The organism is Janthinobacterium sp. GW821-FHT03C10, from assembly GCF_059420865.1.
Map to the genome: position 1 here is coordinate 55,235 of NZ_JBWKUN010000010.1, position 22,328 is coordinate 77,562.

Below are 22,328 nucleotides of genomic sequence, written 5' to 3' on the forward strand. Positions count from 1 at the left end.
CGCAGCCTGCCAGAGAAAGAATAAACAGGCGGCCAAAAATAATAAGTAAAAACACGTAAGTAATACTACGCTCACGCCTGAATTAATATCTGGAATATCTGCGTATTTTCATTTCAATATCACCATGCGGAAAACATGGTTATTATAATCGGCATTGCATTTATTGCAGCCACTTCTAACAACAATTTCATTATCATGCATCCGGCGATGCCTGCACATAATGACGCGGGCGTTTCAACATGCTTCGCCAAACGCCCACCCAGCCCCGCAATCTGCTCTTCCAGCATAATATTTGCTCTTATTTGAAGAGTTTATCTGATTCAAATGGCGTCCTTGCCAAAAAATGGCGCGACCGGAAGACAATCTTCAATTCTGATAAACTGTCACATTCTGGTGATTCCAAACTTTGTATATTCTGCAATCGACGCCTTCCCTGAATTCAATATGGCGCTTTCAACGCGCCACCGATAAATCCTTGCAAAAAGGAATATGATGATTCCCTCCTTCCGGTCCGGGCCTCTATTAAAGGTCACCGGCGTTATTTTCATTCTGTTTGGCCTCGCCCTGCTGGGCGGCGGCATCTGGCTGGCCACGCTCGGCGGCTCCTGGTACTACCTGCTGGCCGGCATAGGCATGCTGATAGCAGGCGCGCTCGTCTTCAAAGGCAAGCGCAGCGCGCAACCGTTCATGGCGCTGCTGCTGCTCGCCACCCTCATCTGGTCCGTGATCGAAGTGAAATTCGACTGGTGGCAATTGCTGCCGCGCCTGGACATCTGGTTTGCCGCCGCCGTCTGGCTGCTGCTACCCTTCGTCAGCCGCCGCCTGGCGCCACCCGCCGCGGAGAAACAGGGGCAATTGGGCAAGACGGCCCTTTCCGCCGCCGTGGCCCTGACCGTCATCGCCGGCGTCATCGCCCTGTTCCAGGACTACCATGACCTGCATGGCGACGTGCCTGCCGAAAACATGGCCGCCACCGCCAGCGGCGACCTGGCGCCCGGCGTCGAGCACAACGACTGGTCCGCGTATGGCCGTTCCGGCTATGGTGACCGCTACGCGCCGGCCGCGCAGATCACGCCGGCCAATATTTCCGGCCTGAAAGAAGCCTGGACCTACCACACGGGCGACTTCAAGGGGCCGAACGATCCGGGCGAGATCGCCAATGAAGTCACGCCGCTGAAGGTCAATGACATGCTGTACCTGTGCACGCCGCACAATATCGTCATCGCGCTGAACCCGGACACGGGCAAGGAAATCTGGCGCCACGATCCGAAGATCAACCGCGACGCGGCCAGCTACCAGCACATGATCTGCCGCGGCGTCGCCTACTGGGACGTCAACGCGGGCCGCGCCAAGAACAACCCGGCCCCCGAAGCGGCCGGCATGGAATGCCCGCGCCGCATCCTGGCGCCGACCATGGACGGCACCATGATCGCCGTGAATGCCGATACGGGCGAATCGTGCAAGAGCTTTGGTAATAACGGTGTCGTCAACCTGTATAAAAACATGGCCATGATCAAGCGCGGCTTCCTGATGCCCACCTCGCCGCCGGCCGTCTCGCAGAAAATGGCCGTGATCGCCGCCAGCGTGACGGACAACCATTCGACGGAAGAGCCGTCGGGCGTAATCCGCGGCTACGATCCCGTCACCGGCAAGCTGATGTGGAACTGGGACCCGGCCACGCCGGAAGATACGCAGCCCTTCCCGGAAGGCAAGAACTACACCAACAACTCGCCCAACTCGTGGGGCGTGGCCAGCATCGATGAAAAGCTGGGCATGGTCTACATTCCGATGGGCAATGAAACCCCCGATACCTGGGGCGGCAACCGCAACAAGAATGGCGAGAAATTCAACAGCGCCATCGTCGCGCTGGACCTGGCGACGGGTAAAGTGCGCTGGGTCTACCAGACCGTGCACCACGATATCTGGGACATGGATATCGGCGGCCAGCCTTCGCTGGTCGACATCGACACGCCAAAAGGCAAAGTCCCATCGGTCGTCGCCACGACGAAACGGGGCGACATCTACGTGATCGACCGCCGCGACGGCAGCCTGGTCGTGCCGGCGCCAGAAAAACCCGTGCCAACGAGCAATCCTGCCGCCGGCGACACCCTGTCGCCCACGCAGCCGTTCTCGGCCCTGACCTTCTTGCCTGAACGCAATATCAGCGAAGCGGACATGTGGGGCACCACGCCGTTTGACCAGCTCGCCTGCCGCATCATCTTCAAGGAACGCCGCTATGAAGGCCCGTTCACGCCGCAAACGGCCGGCAAGGGCGCCGTCATCTCGCCGGGCCCGCTCGGCATCTTCGAATGGGGTGGCGCGGCCATCGACCCCGTACGCCAGTTGCTGATCGTCAACCCTGACTACATGGGCTTCCTGGAAAAACTCGTGCCGCGCGCCGAAACGACCGCCAAGGGCGGCACGGGCGGCGAAATGGGCTTGCAGCCACAGACGGGCGTCCCGTTCGCCGTGGAAATCAAGGCCTTTTTGTCGCCGCTGGGCTTCCCATGCCAGGCACCGCCGTGGGGCTATGTGGCCGCCGTCGACCTGCGCACCATGAAAAAAGTGTGGATGCACAAGAACGGCACCACGCGCGACAGCGGTCCCGTGCCGATTCCCTTGCCACTGGGCGTGCCCAGCCTGGGCGGCATGGTCACCACGGGCGGCGGCGTGACCTTCCTCAGCAGCACGCTCGACTACTACATCCGCGGCTACGACGTCAGCAACGGCAAAGTCATCTGGAAAGCCCGTTTGCCGGCCGGCGGCCAAGCCACCCCGATGAGCTATGTGTCGAACAAGTCGGGACGCCAGTTCGTCGTCGTCATGGCCGGCGGCCACGGTTCGCTGGGCACGAAGATGAGCGATACCCTGGTCGCGTATGCCTTGCCCGAAGGCACTGCGGTACCGAAGAAGTAATCAGCAACGCACTCCGCCATGGAGTGCGCGCATAAAAAAAGCCGTTCAGTCTGCACTGAACGGCTTTTTTACGTCTGGAGAAATGACCTACAAGGCTTACAGGATGGTGGCCAGTGCGCACTGCCGGTAATGGGCGGCGGCCTGTTCCGTCTGCTGCAAGGCATCGTGCATCTGTGCCAGCTTCAGGTGGGCGTCGCGCACCATCTGCGGCTCGTTCGCGTCGGACAAAGCCTGCTCCAGGTGGCGCTGGGCCTTGCCCCACAATTTTTGCTTGAGACACAGGGTGCCCAGGGTCAGCGCCAGTTCCGCATCGAGCGGACGCTGTTTCAGCCATTGCTCGCAATGCTCGATCTGCAGCAGCAGGGCCGGCGTGCCGGCGGGCGCCGCCGCTTCGCGGTAGGCGCGCACGACGCGCTCGTCCCAGTCGGCGGCCAGCGACTCTTCGCACACGAGGCGCGCTTCGTCATGCAGGCCGCGCGCATTCAGGGCGGTGGCGGCGCGGCAGGCGATATACGGCTTGACCCGGTCCGTGCTCGGCACGGTGGACCACACGCGCATCAGCGATTCGGCATCGTGCGACGGGTCGGACAGCAAATGGTCGTAGGCCAGCTCGCGCAGGCGCGACGACAGGGCCGGATGCAGGGCGCGGTGCTTGTCGAGCGAACGCACGAGGCGCAGCACTTCCGGCCAGTTCTTCGCCTGCTGCTCGGCTTTCAGCGACCATTGCAGCGCGTGGATATGGCGCGTGCCGCTGGCATTGAGTTCGCGCACGGCGGCCAGCGCCGCTTCCGGCTGGTGGTCGTCGACCAGCAATTCCGTCACCGTCATCAGACGGGCCGTCTTCAGGCTGGCGTCGCCTTCGACGCGGGCCAGCCAGCTGTCGCGGCGCTCGGACTGGCGCATGCGGTGCGCGGCGCGCGCGCCGATCAGCGCGGCCAGGCCGGCGTTCTCATCCAGCTCGGCGGCGCGCAGGGCGGCCTTTTCCGCATGGCCGAAACGGCCTTCGAACAGGGCTTTCAAGGCTTCGCGCAAGCCCTTGTTGCCATCGCGCTCGCGCTTGCGCTGGCGGTAGGCCGCCACCTGGGCCGGCATGCGCACGGTGGCGCGCACGGCGCGCACCAGCAGATACAGCAGCACGAACAGCACGACCTGCAGCAGCAGGAAGAAGTTCAGCGACAAGTCGATGCGGTAAGGCGGATAGAACAACACCACGTTGCCGGGGTTGAAACGGGCCGTCACGGCGATACCGATCGCCGCGGCCATCAGGGCGAGTAACCAGAGAAATAGACGCATGGGCTCAGGACTTCGCTTTGTAGTTGCGCACAGCCGCCAGGCTGTCGGACAAGGTTGGCATTTCGATGGCCAGGTTGCTGCCCTGCACCTGGCGCAGCAAGGCTTGCGCCGTCTGCGTGCCCTTGGCGCGGGTGTCGAAATACTTGGCCAGCGCATCCTGGGCGGCGATCAAGTCGTTGCGGAAAGCCGTTTCATTGCGCGACAACAAGGCCATGCGGGCATTGAGCAGGCGCAGCTTGACGTTTTCGCGCAAGAAATACGACTGCGTCGGCGACAGCATCAGCGCTTCCGGCGTGTCGACGCGGCGGATACGGATCAGCTGGCGCACGTCGGCCCACATGTCGCCGCTCCAGGTATTGAAGCCGTCGCGCACTTTTTGCAGCAGCGGTTCCGGCGCCGGCGGCCCCACCAGCTTGCCGGCGGCATCGCGCACGGCCTTGGCCTTGCCCGGTTTTTCCGGCGCGGCCGGCAAGGCCGGCGTCTCGTCGGACAGCATCGGCAGAGAATCGATCTGGGCGATCACGGCGTCGAGGCGCAGGGCCACGCCCGTCGAATCGACGCTGGGCAGGGCCTTGAGTTTTTCCATGTCGCGCCCGATGGCGCGGCGGATGGTGATGAATTGCGGCTTGTCGGAGCGCGACAGGCTGCGGTCCGCGTTTTGCAGGGCGATCAGCGCACCTGGCACGTTGCCGGCCAGCTGCAGCTGCTGGCTGGCCGTCGACAGCACTTGCTCGATTTCCGTCAGCGCCCACTCGTCGCGGTTCTTCGACAAGTCGTTATACAGTTGTTCCAGCGCCAGCTGCTGGCTCTGCGTTTCGCTCTGGCGGTTTTCCAGCGCGCCCACCTTGATTTGCAGCTCTTTCGTGCCTTCTTGCACGTTGCGCGCCAGCACACCCGTTTCGGCATTGCTGACATCGCCCTTTTGCAGGCGCTTGGCCACTTCTTCGCGCAGGTTGCGGATCTGCTTGCTGGTCGACCAGCTTTGCGCCGCCAGCAGCACGGCCAGCACGATGACGGCGATGCTCATCGGCTTTTGCAGCTGTTCCAGCAGGGTCGGCGCGCGGCCGGCAGGTTGGTCGGCCGCCTGCGGCGCCGTCTTCACGGCGCTGCCAGGCGTTGCATTCGGTTCGGAGAGTGTAGGCATTTCGTTCATGGTCGTGATTGTAACGCGGCGAGCACTCCTGCGTCGCCTGATCCTGTCAGGGTGACACGGGCAAAACCCAGGGCCGCCGCCGTTTGTGCAATGCGCGCGTGCGGCACGATCAGATGCTGCTGTTGCATTTTTGCAACAGCCGTCTTTTCAGCATCCAATTCCTCAAGAAGCGCCAGCAAACCGCGCAGCGCTTCCGAGCTGGTGATGATCCAGTCATTATTATGCTGCAACAGCTTTTCCAGGGTCGCCCGCAAGGCCGGCGTCAGTCTTGGCACCTGGCGGCGGTAGGCCGTGACGAACTCGACTTCGGCGCCTGCCGCGCGCAAGCCGTCGGCCAGGTAATCGCGTCCGCCGTCGCCGCGCACGATCAGCACGCGCTTGCCACGCAGGGCCGGCAAGTCCAGCGCCAGCAACAGATGTTCGGAATCGCTGCGCGCCGTGTCGAGCGGACTGGTGATGGCCGCGTTGGCTTCCGTGACGCCATGCGCCGCCAGCGCCAGCCGGCTGCCCTCGCCCACCACGGCAAGCGGCACGCCTGGCGGCCAGGCGGGCAGGTGCGCAAAGACGCAATCGATGGCGTTGGGCGAGACGAAGGCCACCAGGTCGTAATCCGCCAGGCGCGCCAGCACGGCTTGCAGCTGCGCGCATTCATCTGCGCCATCGAGCGCGTGGATTTCCAGCAGCGGCAGCAGTGTCACGGGCCAGCCCAGCGCCGCGATCCTGGCGGCCAGCGGCCCCGCTTGCGCCGCGGGCCGCGTGATCACCACGGTGTCAGGCATGCGGCGCCAGGCCTTCATGGTTGTCGGGCGTAACGGCGCACGAGGCGAGGATGCCGGCGGCGTCCTGGCCGCGCAGCAATTCGGCCACCTGTTCGCCCAGCAGTTCCGGCGCAGCGGCCGGACCTTCGAGCTCGGCGCTGGCCATGCGCGCGCCGTCCGGCGTGGCGACCATGGCGCGCAGGCGCATCCGTTCGCCCTCGACGGTGGCGAAGGCGGCCAGCGGAATCTGGCAGCTGCCGCCGAAAATCTTCGACACCTTGCGCTCGGCCGTGACGGCTTGCGCCGTATCAGCATGGTTCAGCGGCGCCAGCAGGGCCGTCATGTCGACGCCGTCGGCGCGCCCGGCGCGCACCTCGATCGCCATGGCGCCCTGGCCGGCGGCCGGCAGGCTGTCTTCCGGCGCCAGCACGGCGCGGATGCGCGCCTCAAGCCCCAGGCGTTTCAGGCCGGCGGCGGCCAGGATGATGGCGGCGTAGTCGCCACGGTCCAGCTTGCCCAAGCGCGTGTCGAGGTTGCCGCGCAGGGGCAAGATCGTCAGGTGCGGATAGCGCGCGGCGATCAGCGACTGGCGGCGCAGGCTGCTGGTGCCGACGACGGCGCCATGCGGCAGCTCGGCCAGGCTGGCGTAATCGTTCGACACGAACGCGTCGCGCGGGTCTTCGCGCTCGAGGATGGCGGCCAGGGCAAAGCCTTCCGGCAACTCCATCGGCACGTCCTTCAGCGAATGCACGGCCAGGTCGGCGCGACCTTCTTCCATCGCCACTTCCAGCTCCTTGACGAACAGGCCCTTGCCGCCTACCTTGGACAGGGCGCGGTCCAGAATCTGGTCGCCGCGTGTGGTCATGCCGAGAATTTCAACGCTACACTGCGGATACAGGGCGGCCAGGCGCGCACGCACGTGCTCAGCTTGCCACATGGCAAGACGGCTCTCGCGCGTGGCGATCACCAGGCGGGCGGGAATCTTCGGGGTCAATTCGTTCGGGGTCAATTCGGATGCTTTCAAAACAAGTTCTTTCGCTGTGGCTGTCGTTGTCATTATCGTTGCCAATTCGCCCGTCCGATATCAATTTGTATCGGAATGGCGCCCGGCGTCGCTATAATCGTTATCCCTTAGCCTAGAAGGCCAAGTCAGGCTAGCGTCCATGTTGAAGACCACAAATTTTATCATGCGCCCCCTCCCCTCTGCGGCCAAACGCCCGGTGCGATCCACATTCCCTTGCTTTTACACTTACTTTGGTTCTTTATTATGCTCAATGACGCAGTAGCACCAGAAATAGTCCCGGCGGCCGGCTCCGACAAGGACGCGCCGCTGAAAGAAGATATCCGCCTGCTGGGCCGCCTGCTGGGCGACGTGCTGCGCGAACAGGAAGGCGACGCCGTCTTCAACGTGGTGGAAACGATACGCCAGACGTCCGTGCGCTTCCGCCGCGAAGCGGACGCGGGCGCGGCGCTGGAACTCGACGCCATGCTCAAGGAACTGAGCCGCGAACAGACGATTTCCGTCGTGCGCGCCTTTTCCTACTTTTCGCACCTGGCCAACATCGCGGAAGACCAGCACCACATCCGACGCCGCCGCGCCCACCTGCTGGCCGGCTCGCCCGCGCAAAAGGGCAGCGTCAGCTTCGCGCTGAAAAAACTGCGCGCCGCCGGCGTGCCGCGCAAGACCGTCGATACCTTTTTCCAGGACGCCCTGATCGCCCCCGTGCTGACGGCCCACCCGACGGAAGTGCAGCGCAAGAGCATCCTCGACGCCGAGCACGACATCGCCCGCCTGCTGGCCGAGCGCGACCTGCCGCAGACGCCGAAGGAACGGCATGCCAACATGCAGCTGCTGCGCTCGCGCGTGGCCACCTTGTGGCAGACGCGCATGCTGCGCTACTCGAAGCTGACGGTGGCCGACGAAATCGAAAACGCCCTGTCCTATTACCGCATCACCTTCCTGCGCGAACTGCCGGGCCTGTATGACGACATCGAGGACGATATCGCCGCCGAGTACCCGAACGGCGACGGCACCATCGAACCGATCAACGCCGCCTACGTGCAGATGGGCAGCTGGATCGGCGGCGACCGCGACGGCAACCCGAACGTCAACGCGGGCACCATGCAGCATGCGCTGGCGCGCCACGCCACCACCATCCTCGATTTCTACCTCGACGAAGTGCATGCGCTGGGCGCGGAACTGTCCGTCTCGACCCTGATGGTGGGCGTGAGCGCGGAACTGCAAGCGCTGGCCGACCAGTCGCCGGACGCCTCGCCGCACCGCAGCGACGAACCGTACCGCCGCGCCCTGATCGGCATCTATGCGCGCCTGGCCGCCACGGCCCGCGCCCTGGGCGCCACCAACATCCTGCGCAAGGAAGTGGGCGCGGCGGCACCCTATCCGGACGCGGCCGCCTTTGTCGCCGACCTGCGCACCATCGTCGCCTCGCTCGAGTCGCACCATGGCGCGGCCCTCGTGCGCCCGCGCCTGGCCACCCTGGCGCGCGCGGCCGACATCTTCGGCTTCCACCTGGCGTCGCTCGACATGCGCCAGACGTCCGACGTGCACGAGCGCGTGCTGGCCGACCTGTTCGCGAAAAGCGGCGTGGCCGCCGATTACGCAGCCCTGTCCGAGGAAGACAAGCAGGCGCTGCTGCTGAACGAACTGGCCCAGCCGCGCCTGCTGTACTCGCCCTACATCAGCTACGCCACGGAAACGGATTCCGAGCTGGCGATTTTGCGCGCGGCGCGCGACATCCGCCAGCGCTACGGCGCGCGGGCCATCCGCAACTACATCATCTCGCACACGGAAACCGTGTCCGACCTGCTGGAAGTGTTGCTGCTGCAAAAGGAAACAGGCTTGCTGCGCACCGACTGGCAAGCTGGCGACAGCACGTGCGAGCTGATGGTCATCCCCCTGTTCGAGACGATCCCCGACCTGCAGCGCGCGGCCGGCATCATGAGCCAGCTCATGGCCTTGCCTTTGGTCAAACAATTGATCGCCAAGCAGGGACGGCTGCAGGAAGTCATGCTCGGCTACTCCGATTCGAACAAGGATGGCGGTTTCCTCACCTCGAACTGGGAACTGTACAAGGCGGAACTGGCGCTGGTGTCCGACTTCCAGAAGGCCGGCGTCAAGCTGCGCCTGTTCCACGGCCGCGGCGGCACGGTGGGCCGTGGCGGCGGACCCAGCTACGAAGCCATCCTGGCCCAGCCGCCGGGCACCGTCAACGGCCAGATCCGCCTGACGGAACAGGGCGAGATCATCGCCTCGAAGTTTTCCAACGCGGAAATCGGCCGGCGCAACCTGGAATTGCTGGTCGCCGCCACCCTGGAAGCGAGCCTGGCGCCGCAGGCCGCCAGCCCGGCCCATGCGAGCGAGCTGGCGCAGTTCGAAGCCGTGATGGCGCAGCTGTCGGACCGCGCCTATCGCGCCTACCGCCACCTCGTGTATGAAACGCCGGGCTTTACGGAGTATTTCTTCTCGGCCACGCCGATTGCGGAAATCGCCGAGCTGAACCTCGGTTCGCGCCCCGCCTCGCGCAAGGCCAACCAGCGCATCGAAGACTTGCGCGCCATTCCCTGGGGCTTTTCCTGGGGCCAGTGCCGCTTGCTGCTGCCGGGCTGGTTCGGTTTCGGCAGCGCCATCGAGGCCTGGATCAACACTGGCGAGCCAGCGTCGAAGGATGACAGGATCGCCACCCTGCGCGCCATGTACGCCCGATGGCCCTTCTTTGCCACCCTGCTGTCGAACATGGACATGGTGCTGGCCAAGACGGACCTGGCGATTGCCTCGCGCTATGCGGAACTGGTGGCGGACCAGGATTTGCGCGAACGCATCTACAAGCGCATCACGGACGAGCATGGCAACACCCTGCGCTGCCTGGAGCTGATCACCGGCAATACCGAGCGCCTGGCGGGCAATCCGCTGCTGGCCCGTTCGATCCAGAACCGCTTCGCCTACCTCGACCCGCTGAACCACTTGCAAGTGGAATTGATCAAGCGCAACCGCGCCCTGTCCAGCGCCAGTAAAGTCGATGAACGGGTGCACCGCGGCATCCAGCTGTCGATCAACGGCGTGGCGGCCGGCCTGCGCAACACGGGCTGATAGCGTCGCACTGCATCGGCATGCAGGGGCCGGCACCGCAAGGGCCGGCCCTTTTGCTTTCCTGATGGAAAAATATTCTCAAGAAAACAACATTTGGTATTACACTAGCGTCGGATACTTTTCCCACTCCGGCGCCATGCGCACCGCAGCGGCCAACCATGACGCCAGGGACGCGGATGAGCAAATGGTCGATTGAAACCTTGAGTACGGCATGTGCCGCCCTCACCCTGATCATGCTGGGCTGGCTGGCCGGTGCGGCCTGGCAGGAACTCGACGTCTGGGAACATATCTGGCTGTCGCTGCTGCTGGCGGCCGTCGCCGGCACGGCCATGTGGCTGCTGCGCGCGCTGCGCGCCCACCTTGCCAGCACGCGCAAGCAGCTCGACGCCAGCGCCATGCGCTACCGCCACTTGAGCGAAGCGGCGCAGGACGGCATGTGGCAAACGGATGCGCACGGCCGCATCCTGCACGTCAACCAGCGCCTGTGCGACATGCTGGGCGTGCCCGCCGAGCGGCTGCTGAACCATTCGATGGAGGAATTCCACGACGAGGCGACCTTGCTGCGCCTGTGTCCGCTGCGCCAGACGGCCACGGATAGCTGCATGGGAGAACTGCGTTACCAGCATAGCAACGGCTCGGAACGCTGGGCCATGATCAGCGGCCGCTGCCTGTACGACCAGCAGGGCACGCTGACGGGCGCCCTCGTGCTGGCCAGCGACATCACCGAACACAAGCGGGCCGAACACGCGTTGAGCGTCGCCCATGCGGAACTGGAAAGCCGCGTGGCCCTGCGCACGGCCCAGCTGCTCGACGTCAATCTCCAGCTGTCCGCGGAAATCGCCATGCGCGCGCAGACGGAAGCGGCCCTGGCGCGCAGCGAAGAACGGCTGCAGGACATCATTTCCATGATGCCCCTGTCGCTGTTCCTGAAAGATGCCGATTCGCGCATCCTGCTGATGAACCAGGCTTGCGAACAGCAATGGGGCGTGCGCCAGGAAGACATCGCCGAGGGGCGCGACCTGCAGCATTTTCCCAGCGACCAGAGCGTGGGCTTCCACGCGGCGGACCAGGAGGCGTTTGCCAGCCGCAAGGTGGTGATACGCGAAGAACTGATATGGAATGCGCAGTTGCAGGAAAATCGCCGGGTGCAGACGCACAAGAAACCCATCTTCGACGCCGAAGGCCGGCCGCAGATGATCATCGCCATGGCCATCGACATCACCGACAGCAAGCGCAACGAGGAAAACCTGGAGCGCACCCTGGCCCAGCTGCGCGAACTGACCGACCACCAGCAAACCATCAAGGAAGAGGAACGCCGGCGCATCGCGCTCGACATTCATGACGATCTGGGCCAGAACCTGATGGTGCTGCGCATCGATGTGTCGCTGCTGCACGCGCGCACGGCCAGGACCCACCCGCGCCTGCACCGCCACGCCCAGCGCGTGCTCGACACCATCGACGCCACCATCCGCTCCGTGCGCACCATCATCAATGACTTGCATCCCAGCACCCTGGAGCTGGGACTGGGCCCCGCCGCCGAATGGCTGATCCGCCAGATGGAAGGCCGCGGCGCCATCCGCTACCGGCTCACGCTCGACAGCGAGGCGCCGGATCTGGGCCTCGATCAGCGCCAGACGTCGGCCATCTTCCGCGTGCTGCAGGAATCGCTGTCGAACATCGTGCGCCATGCCCAGGCCAGCGAAGTGGAAGTGGCGCTGGAGCAAGATGCGGATTCCATCGTGCTGCGCATCAGCGACAACGGCATCGGCATGCAGCCGGGCGACGACGGCAAGCGGGCCGCCTTCGGCCTGAAGAGCATACGCGAACGTGTCCACGCGCTGGGCGGCGAACTGCGCATCGACAGCCAGGCGGGCCAGGGCACGGCGCTGGTCATCTACCTGCCTCACGCGGGCAGGCGCGCCATGCCGGCCATGCCAAAACACAAAAATTACCAAAAACAGTAGCTAATTAAATATGCATTTTTGATAAATAAAAGTATAGTAGGTTTTTTCCTTGAGGAAACTATCATGCCGCCACGGTCCGCCCGCTTCCCCGCCCTGCTGCTCGGCCTGCTCCTGCTGGCTGCCGCCCCCATCGCCAGCGCCACCATTTATGCCGAACGGGGCTTTGGAGAAAAGGATGGCAATGGCAGCATCGCGTCCGACCTGAACCCGGCAGGGCTGGTGGCCGGCATCATCATGGAAGAGGAAGGACGGCGCCGCGCCGTGACCTACCAGCATGGCCGCCTCCGCGAACTGGGCACCCTGGGCGGCGATGAAGGTTTTACCAAGGCCATCAATATGCATGGCGTGGTGGTGGGGTCGGCGCAGACGGCCGCCGGCGCCTGGCACGCCTTCCGCTACGACGCGGCGGGCGGCATGCGCGACCTGGGCACCCTGGGCGGCACCAGCAGCTATGCCACGGCCATCGCGCGCGACGGCCAGGTGGCCGGCTATGCCGATACCAGCGGCGGCGATTTCCACGCCTTCGTGACGAAAGCCGACCACAGCCTGCAAGACCTGGGCACCCTGGGCGGCGCCAGCAGCTATGCCAGCGGCCTGAACAGCCATGGCGTGGCGGTGGGCACGGCGCAGCGCGGCGATGGCTACCGCCGCGCCTTCGTCTACCGGCCCGGCGCGGGCATGCAGGAAATCGGCACCCTGCCCGGCGGACGCATCAGCTCGGCTACCGCCATCAACGACGCGGGCCTGATCGTGGGCGCCTCGGAAACGGAGAAGCGCCGCTGGCACGCGTTTGCCTGGGACGGCAAGCGCATGCTCGACCTGGGCGCCATGATCGGCCAGGGCGACAGCTACGCCACGGCAGTCAACGCGGCCGGACACGTCGTCGGCAGCGTCAACATCAACGGCTTTGAACCGATGACCTTTGTCTACAAGGAAGGCGTGATGACGGTGCGCCGCCGCGACGACGGTCTGTACCTGACCAACAAGATCACGGACGCCGGCCTGGTGGTGGGCGCCATCTACACGGGGCATAAATTCCAGGCCTTCGCCGTGCCGTCGCAAGCGTCGCCGGCACCGCCGCGCCGCAACCCGCTGGACTGGCTCTTCCTGAGCGTCATCGCCGCCGCCTGCGGCGCGGCCCTGTACCGCGCACAGCGCCACCTGCGCGCCGGCCTGCTGGGACAGCGCCGGCATTTGCTGTAAATCAATACGGGTACGGACGAAAAAAAAGAGGCTTGCGCCTCTTTTTTTATTGCCTGCTGACCGCTTAGTTCTGCGTCAGGAAAGTCTTCAGCTTGTCCGAACGCGAAGGCTGGCGCAGCTTGCTCATGGCTTTCGCTTCGATCTGGCGGATGCGCTCGCGCGTCACGTCGAACTGCTTGCCCACTTCTTCCAGCGTGTGGTCGTTCGACATTTCCACGCCGTAACGCATGCGCAGCACTTTCGCTTCGCGCGGCGTCAGGGAATCGAGTACTTCCTTGATCACGTTGCGCATCGATGCGTGCAGCGCGGCGTCCAGCGGCGCCAACGTCGTGTTGTCTTCGATGAAGTCGCCCAGTTGCGAATCGCCATCTTCGCCCATCGGCGTTTCCATGGAAATCGGCTCTTTCGCGATCTTCATGATTTCGCGCACCTTGTTTTCCGGCATTTCCATCTTGACGGCCAAGGTCGCCAGGTCCGGCTCGCTGCCCGTTTCCTGCATGATCTGGCGCGAGATGCGGTTCATCTTGTTGATCGTTTCGATCATGTGCACCGGCACGCGGATGGTGCGGGCCATGTCGGCGATCGAACGCGTGATCGCCTGGCGGATCCACCAGGTGGCGTAGGTCGAGAACTTGTAGCCGCGGCGGTATTCGAATTTATCGACCGCCTTCAGCAAGCCGATGTTGCCTTCCTGGATCAAGTCGAGGAATTGCAAGCCGCGGTTGATGTATTTCTTGGCGATCGAAATGACCAGGCGCAAGTTGGCGACCGTCATTTCGCGTTTCGCGTGACGCGCACGCTTTTCGCCGGCCGCCATCTGCTTGTTGATCTTGCGCAAGTCCGCCAGCGGCAGGGCCACGCGCGCTTGCAGGTCGATCATCTTCTTTTGCAGTTCCTTGACGGCAGGCACGTTGCGGCTGAGGATGGCGCTGTACGGATACTTGCAATCGACTTCGCGGTCGACCCATTCCAGGTCGCATTCATTGCCCGGGAATACCTTGATGAAGTGGGCGCGCGGCATGCCGCATTTGTTCACGCACAGTTCCAGCACGGCGCGCTCGATGTGGCGCACTTCTTCCATCTGGCCGCGCAGGGTGTCGCACAGCTTTTCGACGACCTTGGCCGTGAAGCGGATGCCCAGCAATTCCTGCGAAATGGCTTCCTGCGCCTTGATGTAGGCTTTCGAGTTGTAACCCTCGGGCGCCTTGCGCATCTTGTCGTACTGCGTCGAGATGACGTTGAATTTCTCCAACGCATTCTTTTTCAGCTGGGCCAGTTGCTCGCTGGAGAAACCGGCCGCGCCGCCATTGGCGTCGCCGTCTTCTTCCTCGGCTTCTTCTTCCTCTTCCTCGTCGTCACCGCTGGCGGCGGCGGGAGCGGGAGCGGCAGCTGGTGCCGGGGCATTGCTTTCGTTCAGATCGACAAAGCCGTCGACCACTTCATCGACCTTGATCTCGTCGCGCGCGATCTTCTGCGACAGGGCGACGATTTCGCCGATGGTGGTCGGGCAGGCGGAGATGGCCTGGATCATGTCCTTCAGGCCGCCTTCGATGCGCTTGGCGATCTCGATCTCGCCTTCGCGCGTCAGCAACGCCACGGCGCCCATTTCACGCATATACATGCGCACGGGGTCGGTGGTGCGGCCGAAGTCGGAGTCGACGGTCGACAAGGCGGTCGCGGCAGCCGCTTCCACTTCATCGTCGCTGGTGACGGTGGCGACGTTGTCGGTCAACAACAGGCTTTCCGCGTCAGGGGCGCGCTCGTAGACGGCGATGCCCATGTCGTTGAAGGTGGCGATGATGCCTTCGATCGCTTCCGGATCGATGATGTTTTCCGGCAATTGGTCATTGATCTCGGCATAGGTGAGGAAACCGCGTTCCTTGCCCATGTTGATCAAGCCCGTGATCTGCTTGCGGCGGCGTTCCAGGTCCGCTGCCGACGCTTCCGGATCGCCCAGCGCGTCCGCCAGGCCGCCCTTGGCCTTGCGGTCGCGCGCTTTCGACACGGCCTTCAGTTCGGCGCGCTCGACGGCGTTGAGTGCTGCCACTTCATCGTTTTCCGGCGTGAATTCGCTCGGCTTGCGGCCGCGGCGGCCTGGTACCTTGACGGTCGGCAAGAAGTAATTCGAGGTGTCGATGGCGGCCAGGGCATCGGCGTCCGTGGTCTTGCTGACCACTTGCGCGCCGGTGATGATGGTCACGGGTGCCGCCTCAGGCTTGGCGCGCACGACCTTCGAACGGGCTGCCGTCACCACCTTGTTCGTGGCGGCGCTTTCGCTGACCTTGCGCGGCGCGGCCGGGGCCTTGGCGCCGGGGGCGATCTTCACGCTCGGCGTCTTGACCGGCGCGGCGTCGGCCACCTCGGCCACGTCGGCAACGGCTTCGACAGCCGCCGCTGGCGCTTCGGCAGCTGGCTCGGCCGGCGGCACGGCGGCCAGGCGCGAACGGCTTTTCTTCACCACGGTGACGACGGTCGGCGCCGTCGTGACGGTGGCTTCCGGATTCGCTTGCGCATTATCGATGAAGTAAGATAAAGTCGTTTTGGGTACGGCAAGTGGTGCCGCGGCTGGGCGTGGCGCCTTGGCGGACAACGTTAAAGTTTTTGGCGTATTCTTCATGAGATATCTCTTAATGCGAGACCAGATGGTGTCGGCGCGAAGTGAATGATTCCACCTAAGCCTGCGAAACCGGACTCGATGGAGCGTATTGTTGCGGCTGCCGTCAAGGGCAGCGGCGCCTGTCTATCGGGACGTTCAAAGCCCGCGCATCCAGCGGCGGCGGGGCCGAAGCCGGGTCAGATAAATAAGCGATGTACATTGCGGAATGAAAAAAAGCCCGTACCAGAACGGGCTTGAATCTATTGTTGTTCAGTGAAGACACAGCGGAGAGCAAGATTATGCACGAAGGCCAGTTATCTGGATAATTGATAAGCAAAATACCCGATATCAAAAATATCAATAATGATGGCCCTGCACCGCACTGCTCCTATCCCCTGCACACCTGAGCCAGACCGTCAAATACGGGGTCCAGTCATCAGCGCAAGCCGACATTATACACATTTCCCGCATTTCGCGCTGCATCCGCTGTAGGGCGGACCCGCTTGTTACAGCGCAAGTTGCCAAAAAAGACAATGCACTTGCCTGTGGCGCGTGCTATGCTCCCCTTTTATAGCCCAACCAATGATGTCGATGACCAGCTCCACGCCAGACCAGCAAGCCACCACTCCTGACACGCCAGTCGATGCAGCCCCAGCGGCGGCACCGGCCGCAGCGGCAACCACGCCGGCGCCTGCCGGCCTGACCGCGCGCGCCCTGCTGAAGCAGTTCCAGGAGCAATTCCCGCCATTCCGCGATTGCCTGCCCTTGTCGATCGGTATCGACAAGCAGATCCTGGCGCGCCTGCCGGACCTGGACCGCAAGCTGATGCGCACGGCGCTGGGCATCCACACGGGTTCGCTGCGCTACCTGCGCGTGATGGAAAAAGCCAAGATCCGCTACGACCTCGACGGCACCGCCGGCGCGGAAGTGACGCAAACGCACCGCGACCATGCCACGCAAGTCTTGCAGCAACGCTTCAAGAAGGAAGCCGAGCGCAAGAAAGCCGAGCGCGACGCGGCCGCCGCCGAAGAAGCGAACCGCTTGCGCCTGGAAAAACTGAATCAGCTGACCGCGAAATTCTCGCGCAAAGGCTGATCCGGTTTCATGGACACAGCTGCCGCACCGCCACTGCCCCCCTATCAAGGCATTGCCCTCGACCACGTCAGGCTGGTACGCACCAGCGATGAGGCAAAAGCGGCCATGGCTGCCCTGCTGGCAGCGGACGCCATCGGCTTCGATACGGAATCGAAGCCTACTTTTGTGAAGGGCGAGTCCTCCACGGGCCCCCATCTGATCCAGCTGGCCACCGACGACATCGCCTACCTGTTCCAGGTAGGCAGCACGCCGGCACCGGCCCTGGCCGAACTCAAAGCCATCCTCGAATCGACCACCACCCTGAAAGTGGGTTTTGGCCTGTCCGACGACGTCAAGCGCCTGCGCAACAAGCTGGGCATCGCGCCGGCCCAGGTGCTCGACCTGTCCGTCGCCCTGCGCGGCGGCCAGCGCAACGACCTGGGCGCGAAGACGGCCGTGGCCAAGTTCTTCGGCCTGCACCTGCAGAAATCGAAAAAGATCTCCACCACCAACTGGGCCACCTCGCGCCTGACGGAAAAGCAGATCCTGTACGCGGCCGACGATGCGCAAGTGGCCCTGCGCGTGTACCGCCGCTGGATCGCCGACGGCGGCAAGGTCGTGCCGCAAAAGGCCCCGCGCGCCAGCACGCCGCCCGTCCCGCCGCCGGTCGCCGCCTGAGGCGGCACGCCTTCCAGCCACATGAGCAAGAACAAGTCCATCGGCACCACGCCTGACGCGATCGCCGCCGCCGAACAGGCGCTGGGGCGATCCCTGCCCCCGTCCTACGTACAATGGTTATTGGTCAACAATGGCCGCGCGCTGGGCGCCTTGAGCGTGTTTCCCGTCTACGACGCGGCCAATGCGCGCAAGACGTGGGAATCGATAGAACGCCATTACCGCACGAGCTGGCAGGAATGGCTGGAGAATACGGGCGCGAACGGTGACGATGCCAGCGCCCTGCTGCCCTTTGCCCAGTTTGGCACGGGCGATTACTATTGTTTTGATTATGCGCAAACGGGACCCACGGGCGAGCCGGTGGTCGTGCTGTGGTCGCACGAAACGGGGACCGCCACCGCGGTGGCGCCCGACTTTGCATCATTCCTGATACTGCCCGGCCGCCCGGGATAAAACCCGGCGGCCGGCGCCAGCTTATTTGACGGGACGCCAGGTCAGCGGATAGCGGTAGACGACGCCATTGCTGGCCTTGACTGCGGCAATGATGGAAAACACCAGATTGCCCAGCGCCACCAGCCAGAACATGAAAATGCCGATGATGACGAAAGTCAGGATGAAGCAGACGATGTACCAGAGAATCAGGGTGATCTGGAAATTGAGCGCTTCGCGGGCATTCTCGGCCGAGAACCTGTCCGCATCGTCCTTCTTGATCAAGTAAATGATCAGCGGCGCCACCCAGCTGGTGAACAGGCCGCCAATATGGGACAGGATGGCGATCGTCGTATCTTGCGTACGACCCACTTCCGGCTGCGTGTTATCCATTATCATTCCCATCATTAGTTATAGATACATCAATATAACAGTAATATTTCTTTTTGGAATGAAACACTTGCTGCCGCAAGGGACTTTTTTTCATGCCGCCGCCAGCGCCAGCCGGCCCAGGGTGGCGATGGCCGCTTCCAGCTGCGGGCTCCACGGGTGGCCGTAATTGAGGCGGATGCAGTGGCGAAACGCGCGCGTGGCGGAAAAGATGGGGCCGGGCGCGATGCTGATGCCGGCCGCCAGCGCGCTGCGGTGCAAGGCCAGCGCATCGATGCCCACCGGCATCTCGACCCAGACGAAATAGCCGCCCTGCGGCCGCGTGACCCGCGTGCCGGGCGGAAAATGCACGGCAATCGCTTGCAGCATGGTGTTTTGCTGCGCCGCCAGGGTCAGCCGCAGCTGGCGCAAATGCCGGTCGTAGCCGCCCTGCGCCAGGTAGTCGGCCAGCGCCATCTGCAGCGGGATCGGCGCCGACAGGCTCGTCGTCAGCTTCAGGCGCTCGACCTGGCGCGCGTAGCGGCCTGCAACGGCCCAGCCCAGCCGGAAACCGGGCGCCAGGGTCTTCGAAAACGAGCTGCAATGCATGACGAGGCCCGCGCCGTCGTGGCTTTTCGTCAGGCCCGGGCGCTGCTTGCCGAAATACAGCTCGCCATACACGTCATCCTCGATCAGCGGCACGCCATGGCGCGCCAGCAGTTCCACCAGCGCGCGCTTCTTTTCCGGCGGCATCAGGCTGCCCAGCGGGTTCTGGAAACTCGTCATCAGCCAGCATGCCTTGGGCTGGTGGCGCTGCAGCAACTCTTCCAGCGCCGCCAGGTCGACGCCGTCGCGGGGGCTGGTGGCAATTTCCACCGCCTTGAGTTCCAGCCGCTGCAACGCCTGCAGGCAGGCATAGAAGCTGGGCGACTCGATCAGCACCGTGTCGCCGGGCCGCGTGACGGCTTGCAGGCACAGGTTCAGCGCTTCCAGCGCTCCATTCGTGATGACGATATCGTCGCTGGAAACGGGCACGCCGTCGAGCTGGTAGCGCAGGGCGATCTGGCGGCGCAGTTCCGCATTGCCCAGGGATAAATCGGTGACGGTGCTCCACGGGTCGAGGCGGCGCATGCTGGCCGAGACGGCCCGCGCCAGCCTTTCCATCGGAAACAGGTGCGGGCTGGGAAAGGCCGAGCCGAACGGGACGATATCGCGCGCGCCCACGGCGCCCAGCACCTCGAACACGAGGTCGCTGACGTCGACGGTGGTGCTGGCGTCGAGCGGGTGGGAACTGTCCGGCTCGGGTGCCAGCGCGGCGCGCTGCGGCGCCACGTAATAGCCGGAGCGGGGACGCGAGACGATCATGCCGCGCGCTTCGAGCAAATAATACGCCTGGAACACCGTCGACGGGCTCACGCCCCTGCGCGCATGCTGCTGGCGCACGGACGGCAATTTATCGCCAGGCAGCAACAGCTGCGTGGCTATCATGGCGGCGACTTCTTCCGCCATTTCCTCGTATCGTTTCAACCCTGCTCCTCAAACTGATCCGTAGTTTTTTTGCACAACTGATCCTGTCACAGTGACAGCACCCGGTATATGCTAGGGTAACAACATCCGGGCAGCAACACCGGCACGCCATATCGACCGACGAGACAGGTTATTTTCCCATGCAACGTTCCATGCTACTGCATTCCCCTCCCGTGCTGGTGCTGGCCCTGGCTATCGCCTGGCCCGGCATGGCGCTGGCCGCGCCGGCCACCGTTTCCGCCAGCCACGACAGCCTGGAGCAGCGCATCAAGGCGTGCACGGCCTGCCATGCGCCGAAGGAACGCCACGACGCCTTCTTTCCCCGCATCGCCGGCAAGCCTTCAGGCTACCTGTACAACCAGCTGCTGAACTTTCGCGAGGGACGGCGCCAGTATCCGATGATGAACTACATGGTCGAGCACTTGCCCGACGATTACCTGCGCGAAATCGCCGAGTATTTTGCGGCGCAGCACCCGGCCCCGCCGCCGGCCCAGCCCAGCAGCGCCGGCACGATGGCCCTGGCGCGCGGCAAGCAGCTGGTGCTGCATGGCGATGCGAGTAAGAAGATTCCCGCCTGCATCGCCTGCCACGGCGAGAAGCTGGCCGGCGTGGCGCCCGCCATCCCCGGCTTGCTGGGCTTGCCGCGCGACTATATCAACGCCCAGCTGGGCGCCTGGAAGAACGGCATCCGCCGCGCCCACGCGCCCGACTGCATGGCGCACGTGGCGCAGCGCCTGTCCGACGCGGACGTGGGCGCCGTCTCCGCCTGGCTGGGCACACAGGTGGCCAGCGCCGACGCCCGCCCCGCCAGCGCTATCGCCCTGCCCTTGCCCCTGCATTGCGGCGGCGTGCCCGGCTCCAGCGCGCAGGTGGCTCCATGAAAAAATGGATGATCGCGGCTGCCGGCCTGGTACTGATCGCCGGCGGCAGCGCCAAATTCCTGCTGTGGCCAGACGACGACATGGGCCCGCCCGCCGTTGCCAGCACCCTGAGCCAGGAACAGCTGGTCGCGCGCGGCGCCTACCTGGCCAAGGCGGGCGACTGCATGGCCTGCCACACGACGCGCGGCGGCGTGCCGTACGCGGGCGGACGGGCCTTGCAGACGCCGTTCGGCAAGGTGCTCTCGCCCAACATCACGGCGGACAAGGAAACGGGCATCGGCAGCTGGACGGCCGACGATTTCTGGCGCGCCATCCACAACGGCAAGTCGAAGGACGGCCGCCTGCTGTATCCGGCCTTTCCCTACACCAGCTACACCAAGGTGCGGCGCGAAGACAGCGACGCCCTGTATGCGTATTTCCAGAGCGTGCCGCCGCACAAACAGACGAACGCGCCGCACGCGCTGCGCTTCCCCTACAACCAGCAGATCGCGCTGGCCGCCTGGCGCGCCTTGTATTTCAAGCCTGGCGTGTACCAGCCGCTGACGGGCAAAAGCATGGAATGGAACCGGGGCGCCTACCTGGTGCAGGGCCTGGGCCACTGCAGCGCCTGCCATAGCAGCCGCACCACCCTGGGCGGCAGCGACGACGGCCTGTCGGGCGGCCTGATCCCCGTGCTGGGCTGGTATGCGCCCTCGCTGACGTCGGACGCGGAAGCGGGCCTGGGCGACTGGGACACGGCGCATATCGTGGAATTGCTGCAAACGGGTGTCTCGCCGCGCGCCACCGTCTTCGGCCCGATGGCCGAGGTGGTGCGGCAAAGCCTGCAGCACATGAGCGGCGCCGACGTGCAGGCGATGGCCGTGTACCTGAAAAGCCTGCCCGGCCCGGCGCAACCCGCACCACGGACGCCGCGCGACACGTCGGAGCAAGCCCGGCAGCAACTGGCGCTGGGCGCAAAACTGTATGAAGCGCAATGCGCAAGCTGCCACCAGGCCGACGGCAAGGGCCTGCCGCCCGGCTACCCGCCGCTGGCCGGCAACCGCGCGCTGACGACGCAGTCGGCCGTCAACGCCATCCGCCTCGTGCTGAACGGCGGCTTCGCGCCCGGAACCTCCGGCAACCCGCGCCCCTACGGCATGCCGCCGTTCGGCCCCGTCATGGATGATACGGAAGTGGCGGCCGTGGTGACGTATCTGCGGGCCTCGTGGGGCAACGATGCGCCGGCGGTTTCTGCACTGGAAGTGAATAAATACCGCAGCGTGCCGCTGGAATAATCGAGTAACGCAGCGGAAATCCGGGGTCAGACCCGCCGGGTCTGACCCCAGCACTCATTTAACGGGTGAGCTCGTAAAAAAACCGGCAAAGCTGAACTGACCCCACAT

The 22,328-nt window shown here is 64.3% G+C and carries 16 protein-coding genes; 9 read left to right on the forward strand and 7 right to left on the reverse strand.

The window, feature by feature from the left end; all coding sequences use genetic code 11:
• The first annotated feature begins 489 nt into the window (after positions 1–489).
• Positions 490–2,916, forward strand: coding sequence for a membrane-bound PQQ-dependent dehydrogenase, glucose/quinate/shikimate family (locus tag AC07VH_RS26340; protein ID WP_494789476.1), 2,427 nt, complete (start codon positions 490–492; stop codon positions 2,914–2,916).
• Between the two features lie 96 nt (positions 2,917–3,012).
• On the opposite strand, the gene AC07VH_RS26345 is transcribed toward AC07VH_RS26340, so the two are convergent.
• Genes AC07VH_RS26345 through hemC form a run of 4 tightly spaced genes read right to left on the reverse strand, consistent with a single transcriptional unit; the run spans position 3,013 to position 7,144 of the window.
• A complete protein-coding gene (locus tag AC07VH_RS26345; RefSeq protein WP_475413637.1) occupies positions 3,013–4,209 on the reverse strand; it encodes a heme biosynthesis protein HemY in 1,197 nt (398 codons plus the stop codon).
• A 4-nt stretch (positions 4,210–4,213) separates the two neighbouring features.
• Positions 4,214–5,362 carry a uroporphyrinogen-III C-methyltransferase gene (locus AC07VH_RS26350; RefSeq protein ID WP_475413638.1) on the reverse strand — a complete coding sequence of 383 codons (1,149 nt, stop codon included), beginning with the start codon at positions 5,360–5,362 and terminating at the stop codon, positions 4,214–4,216.
• Entirely contained in the window at positions 5,359–6,141 is a 783-nt protein-coding gene (locus tag AC07VH_RS26355) for a uroporphyrinogen-III synthase (protein WP_494789475.1), read from the reverse strand. The genes AC07VH_RS26350 and AC07VH_RS26355 overlap by 4 nt, the downstream gene beginning before the upstream one ends.
• The gene (gene hemC, locus AC07VH_RS26360; protein ID WP_494789474.1) at positions 6,134–7,144 is read right to left on the reverse strand and encodes a hydroxymethylbilane synthase; all 1,011 of its coding nucleotides are present in this window, start codon (positions 7,142–7,144) and stop codon (positions 6,134–6,136) included. The genes AC07VH_RS26355 and hemC overlap by 8 nt, the downstream gene beginning before the upstream one ends.
• Before the next feature lie 243 nt (positions 7,145–7,387).
• Between hemC and ppc the strand changes: the two genes are divergently transcribed.
• The 3 genes from ppc (at position 7,388) to AC07VH_RS26375 (ending at position 13,395) form a co-directional block, all read left to right on the forward strand.
• A complete protein-coding gene (ppc, locus tag AC07VH_RS26365) occupies positions 7,388–10,228 on the forward strand; it encodes a phosphoenolpyruvate carboxylase (protein WP_494789473.1) in 2,841 nt (946 codons plus the stop codon).
• Between the two features lie 176 nt (positions 10,229–10,404).
• A complete protein-coding gene (locus AC07VH_RS26370; protein ID WP_494789472.1) occupies positions 10,405–12,192 on the forward strand; it encodes a PAS domain-containing sensor histidine kinase in 1,788 nt (595 codons plus the stop codon).
• A 63-nt stretch (positions 12,193–12,255) separates the two neighbouring features.
• The gene (locus AC07VH_RS26375; protein ID WP_494789471.1) at positions 12,256–13,395 is read left to right on the forward strand and encodes an HAF repeat-containing protein; all 1,140 of its coding nucleotides are present in this window, start codon (positions 12,256–12,258) and stop codon (positions 13,393–13,395) included.
• Between the two features lie 64 nt (positions 13,396–13,459).
• On the opposite strand, the gene rpoD is transcribed toward AC07VH_RS26375, so the two are convergent.
• A complete protein-coding gene (rpoD, locus tag AC07VH_RS26380) occupies positions 13,460–16,012 on the reverse strand; it encodes an RNA polymerase sigma factor RpoD (RefSeq protein ID WP_494789470.1) in 2,553 nt (850 codons plus the stop codon).
• 570 nt (positions 16,013–16,582) lie between these two features.
• On the opposite strand from rpoD, the gene AC07VH_RS26385 reads away from it, so the two are divergent.
• Genes AC07VH_RS26385 through AC07VH_RS26395 form a run of 3 tightly spaced genes read left to right on the forward strand, consistent with a single transcriptional unit; the run spans position 16,583 to position 18,193 of the window.
• The gene (locus AC07VH_RS26385; protein WP_475413645.1) at positions 16,583–17,086 is read left to right on the forward strand and encodes a ProQ/FINO family protein; all 504 of its coding nucleotides are present in this window, start codon (positions 16,583–16,585) and stop codon (positions 17,084–17,086) included.
• A gap of 9 nt (positions 17,087–17,095) precedes the next feature.
• Positions 17,096–17,743, forward strand: a complete 648-nt coding sequence (locus AC07VH_RS26390; RefSeq protein ID WP_494789469.1) for a 3'-5' exonuclease — start codon at positions 17,096–17,098, stop codon at positions 17,741–17,743.
• Between the two features lie 21 nt (positions 17,744–17,764).
• A complete protein-coding gene (locus tag AC07VH_RS26395) occupies positions 17,765–18,193 on the forward strand; it encodes an SMI1/KNR4 family protein (RefSeq protein WP_494789468.1) in 429 nt (142 codons plus the stop codon).
• Between the two features lie 21 nt (positions 18,194–18,214).
• Here the strand turns inward: AC07VH_RS26395 and AC07VH_RS26400 are convergent, their stop codons facing one another.
• Together AC07VH_RS26400 and AC07VH_RS26405 are read right to left on the reverse strand one after the other, a co-directional pair.
• Positions 18,215–18,562, reverse strand: a complete 348-nt coding sequence (locus AC07VH_RS26400) for a DUF4870 domain-containing protein (RefSeq protein WP_494789467.1) — start codon at positions 18,560–18,562, stop codon at positions 18,215–18,217.
• Between the two features lie 90 nt (positions 18,563–18,652).
• Positions 18,653–20,065, reverse strand: a complete 1,413-nt coding sequence (locus tag AC07VH_RS26405; protein WP_489628213.1) for an aminotransferase-like domain-containing protein — start codon at positions 20,063–20,065, stop codon at positions 18,653–18,655.
• Positions 20,066–20,217: 152 nt separating this feature from the next.
• On the opposite strand from AC07VH_RS26405, the gene AC07VH_RS26410 reads away from it, so the two are divergent.
• Entirely contained in the window at positions 20,218–20,946 is a 729-nt protein-coding gene (locus AC07VH_RS26410; protein ID WP_494789466.1) for a c-type cytochrome, read from the forward strand.
• Entirely contained in the window at positions 20,943–22,220 is a 1,278-nt protein-coding gene (locus AC07VH_RS26415; protein ID WP_494789465.1) for a c-type cytochrome, read from the forward strand. The genes AC07VH_RS26410 and AC07VH_RS26415 overlap by 4 nt, the downstream gene beginning before the upstream one ends.
• Positions 22,221–22,328: the final 108 nt, after the last annotated feature.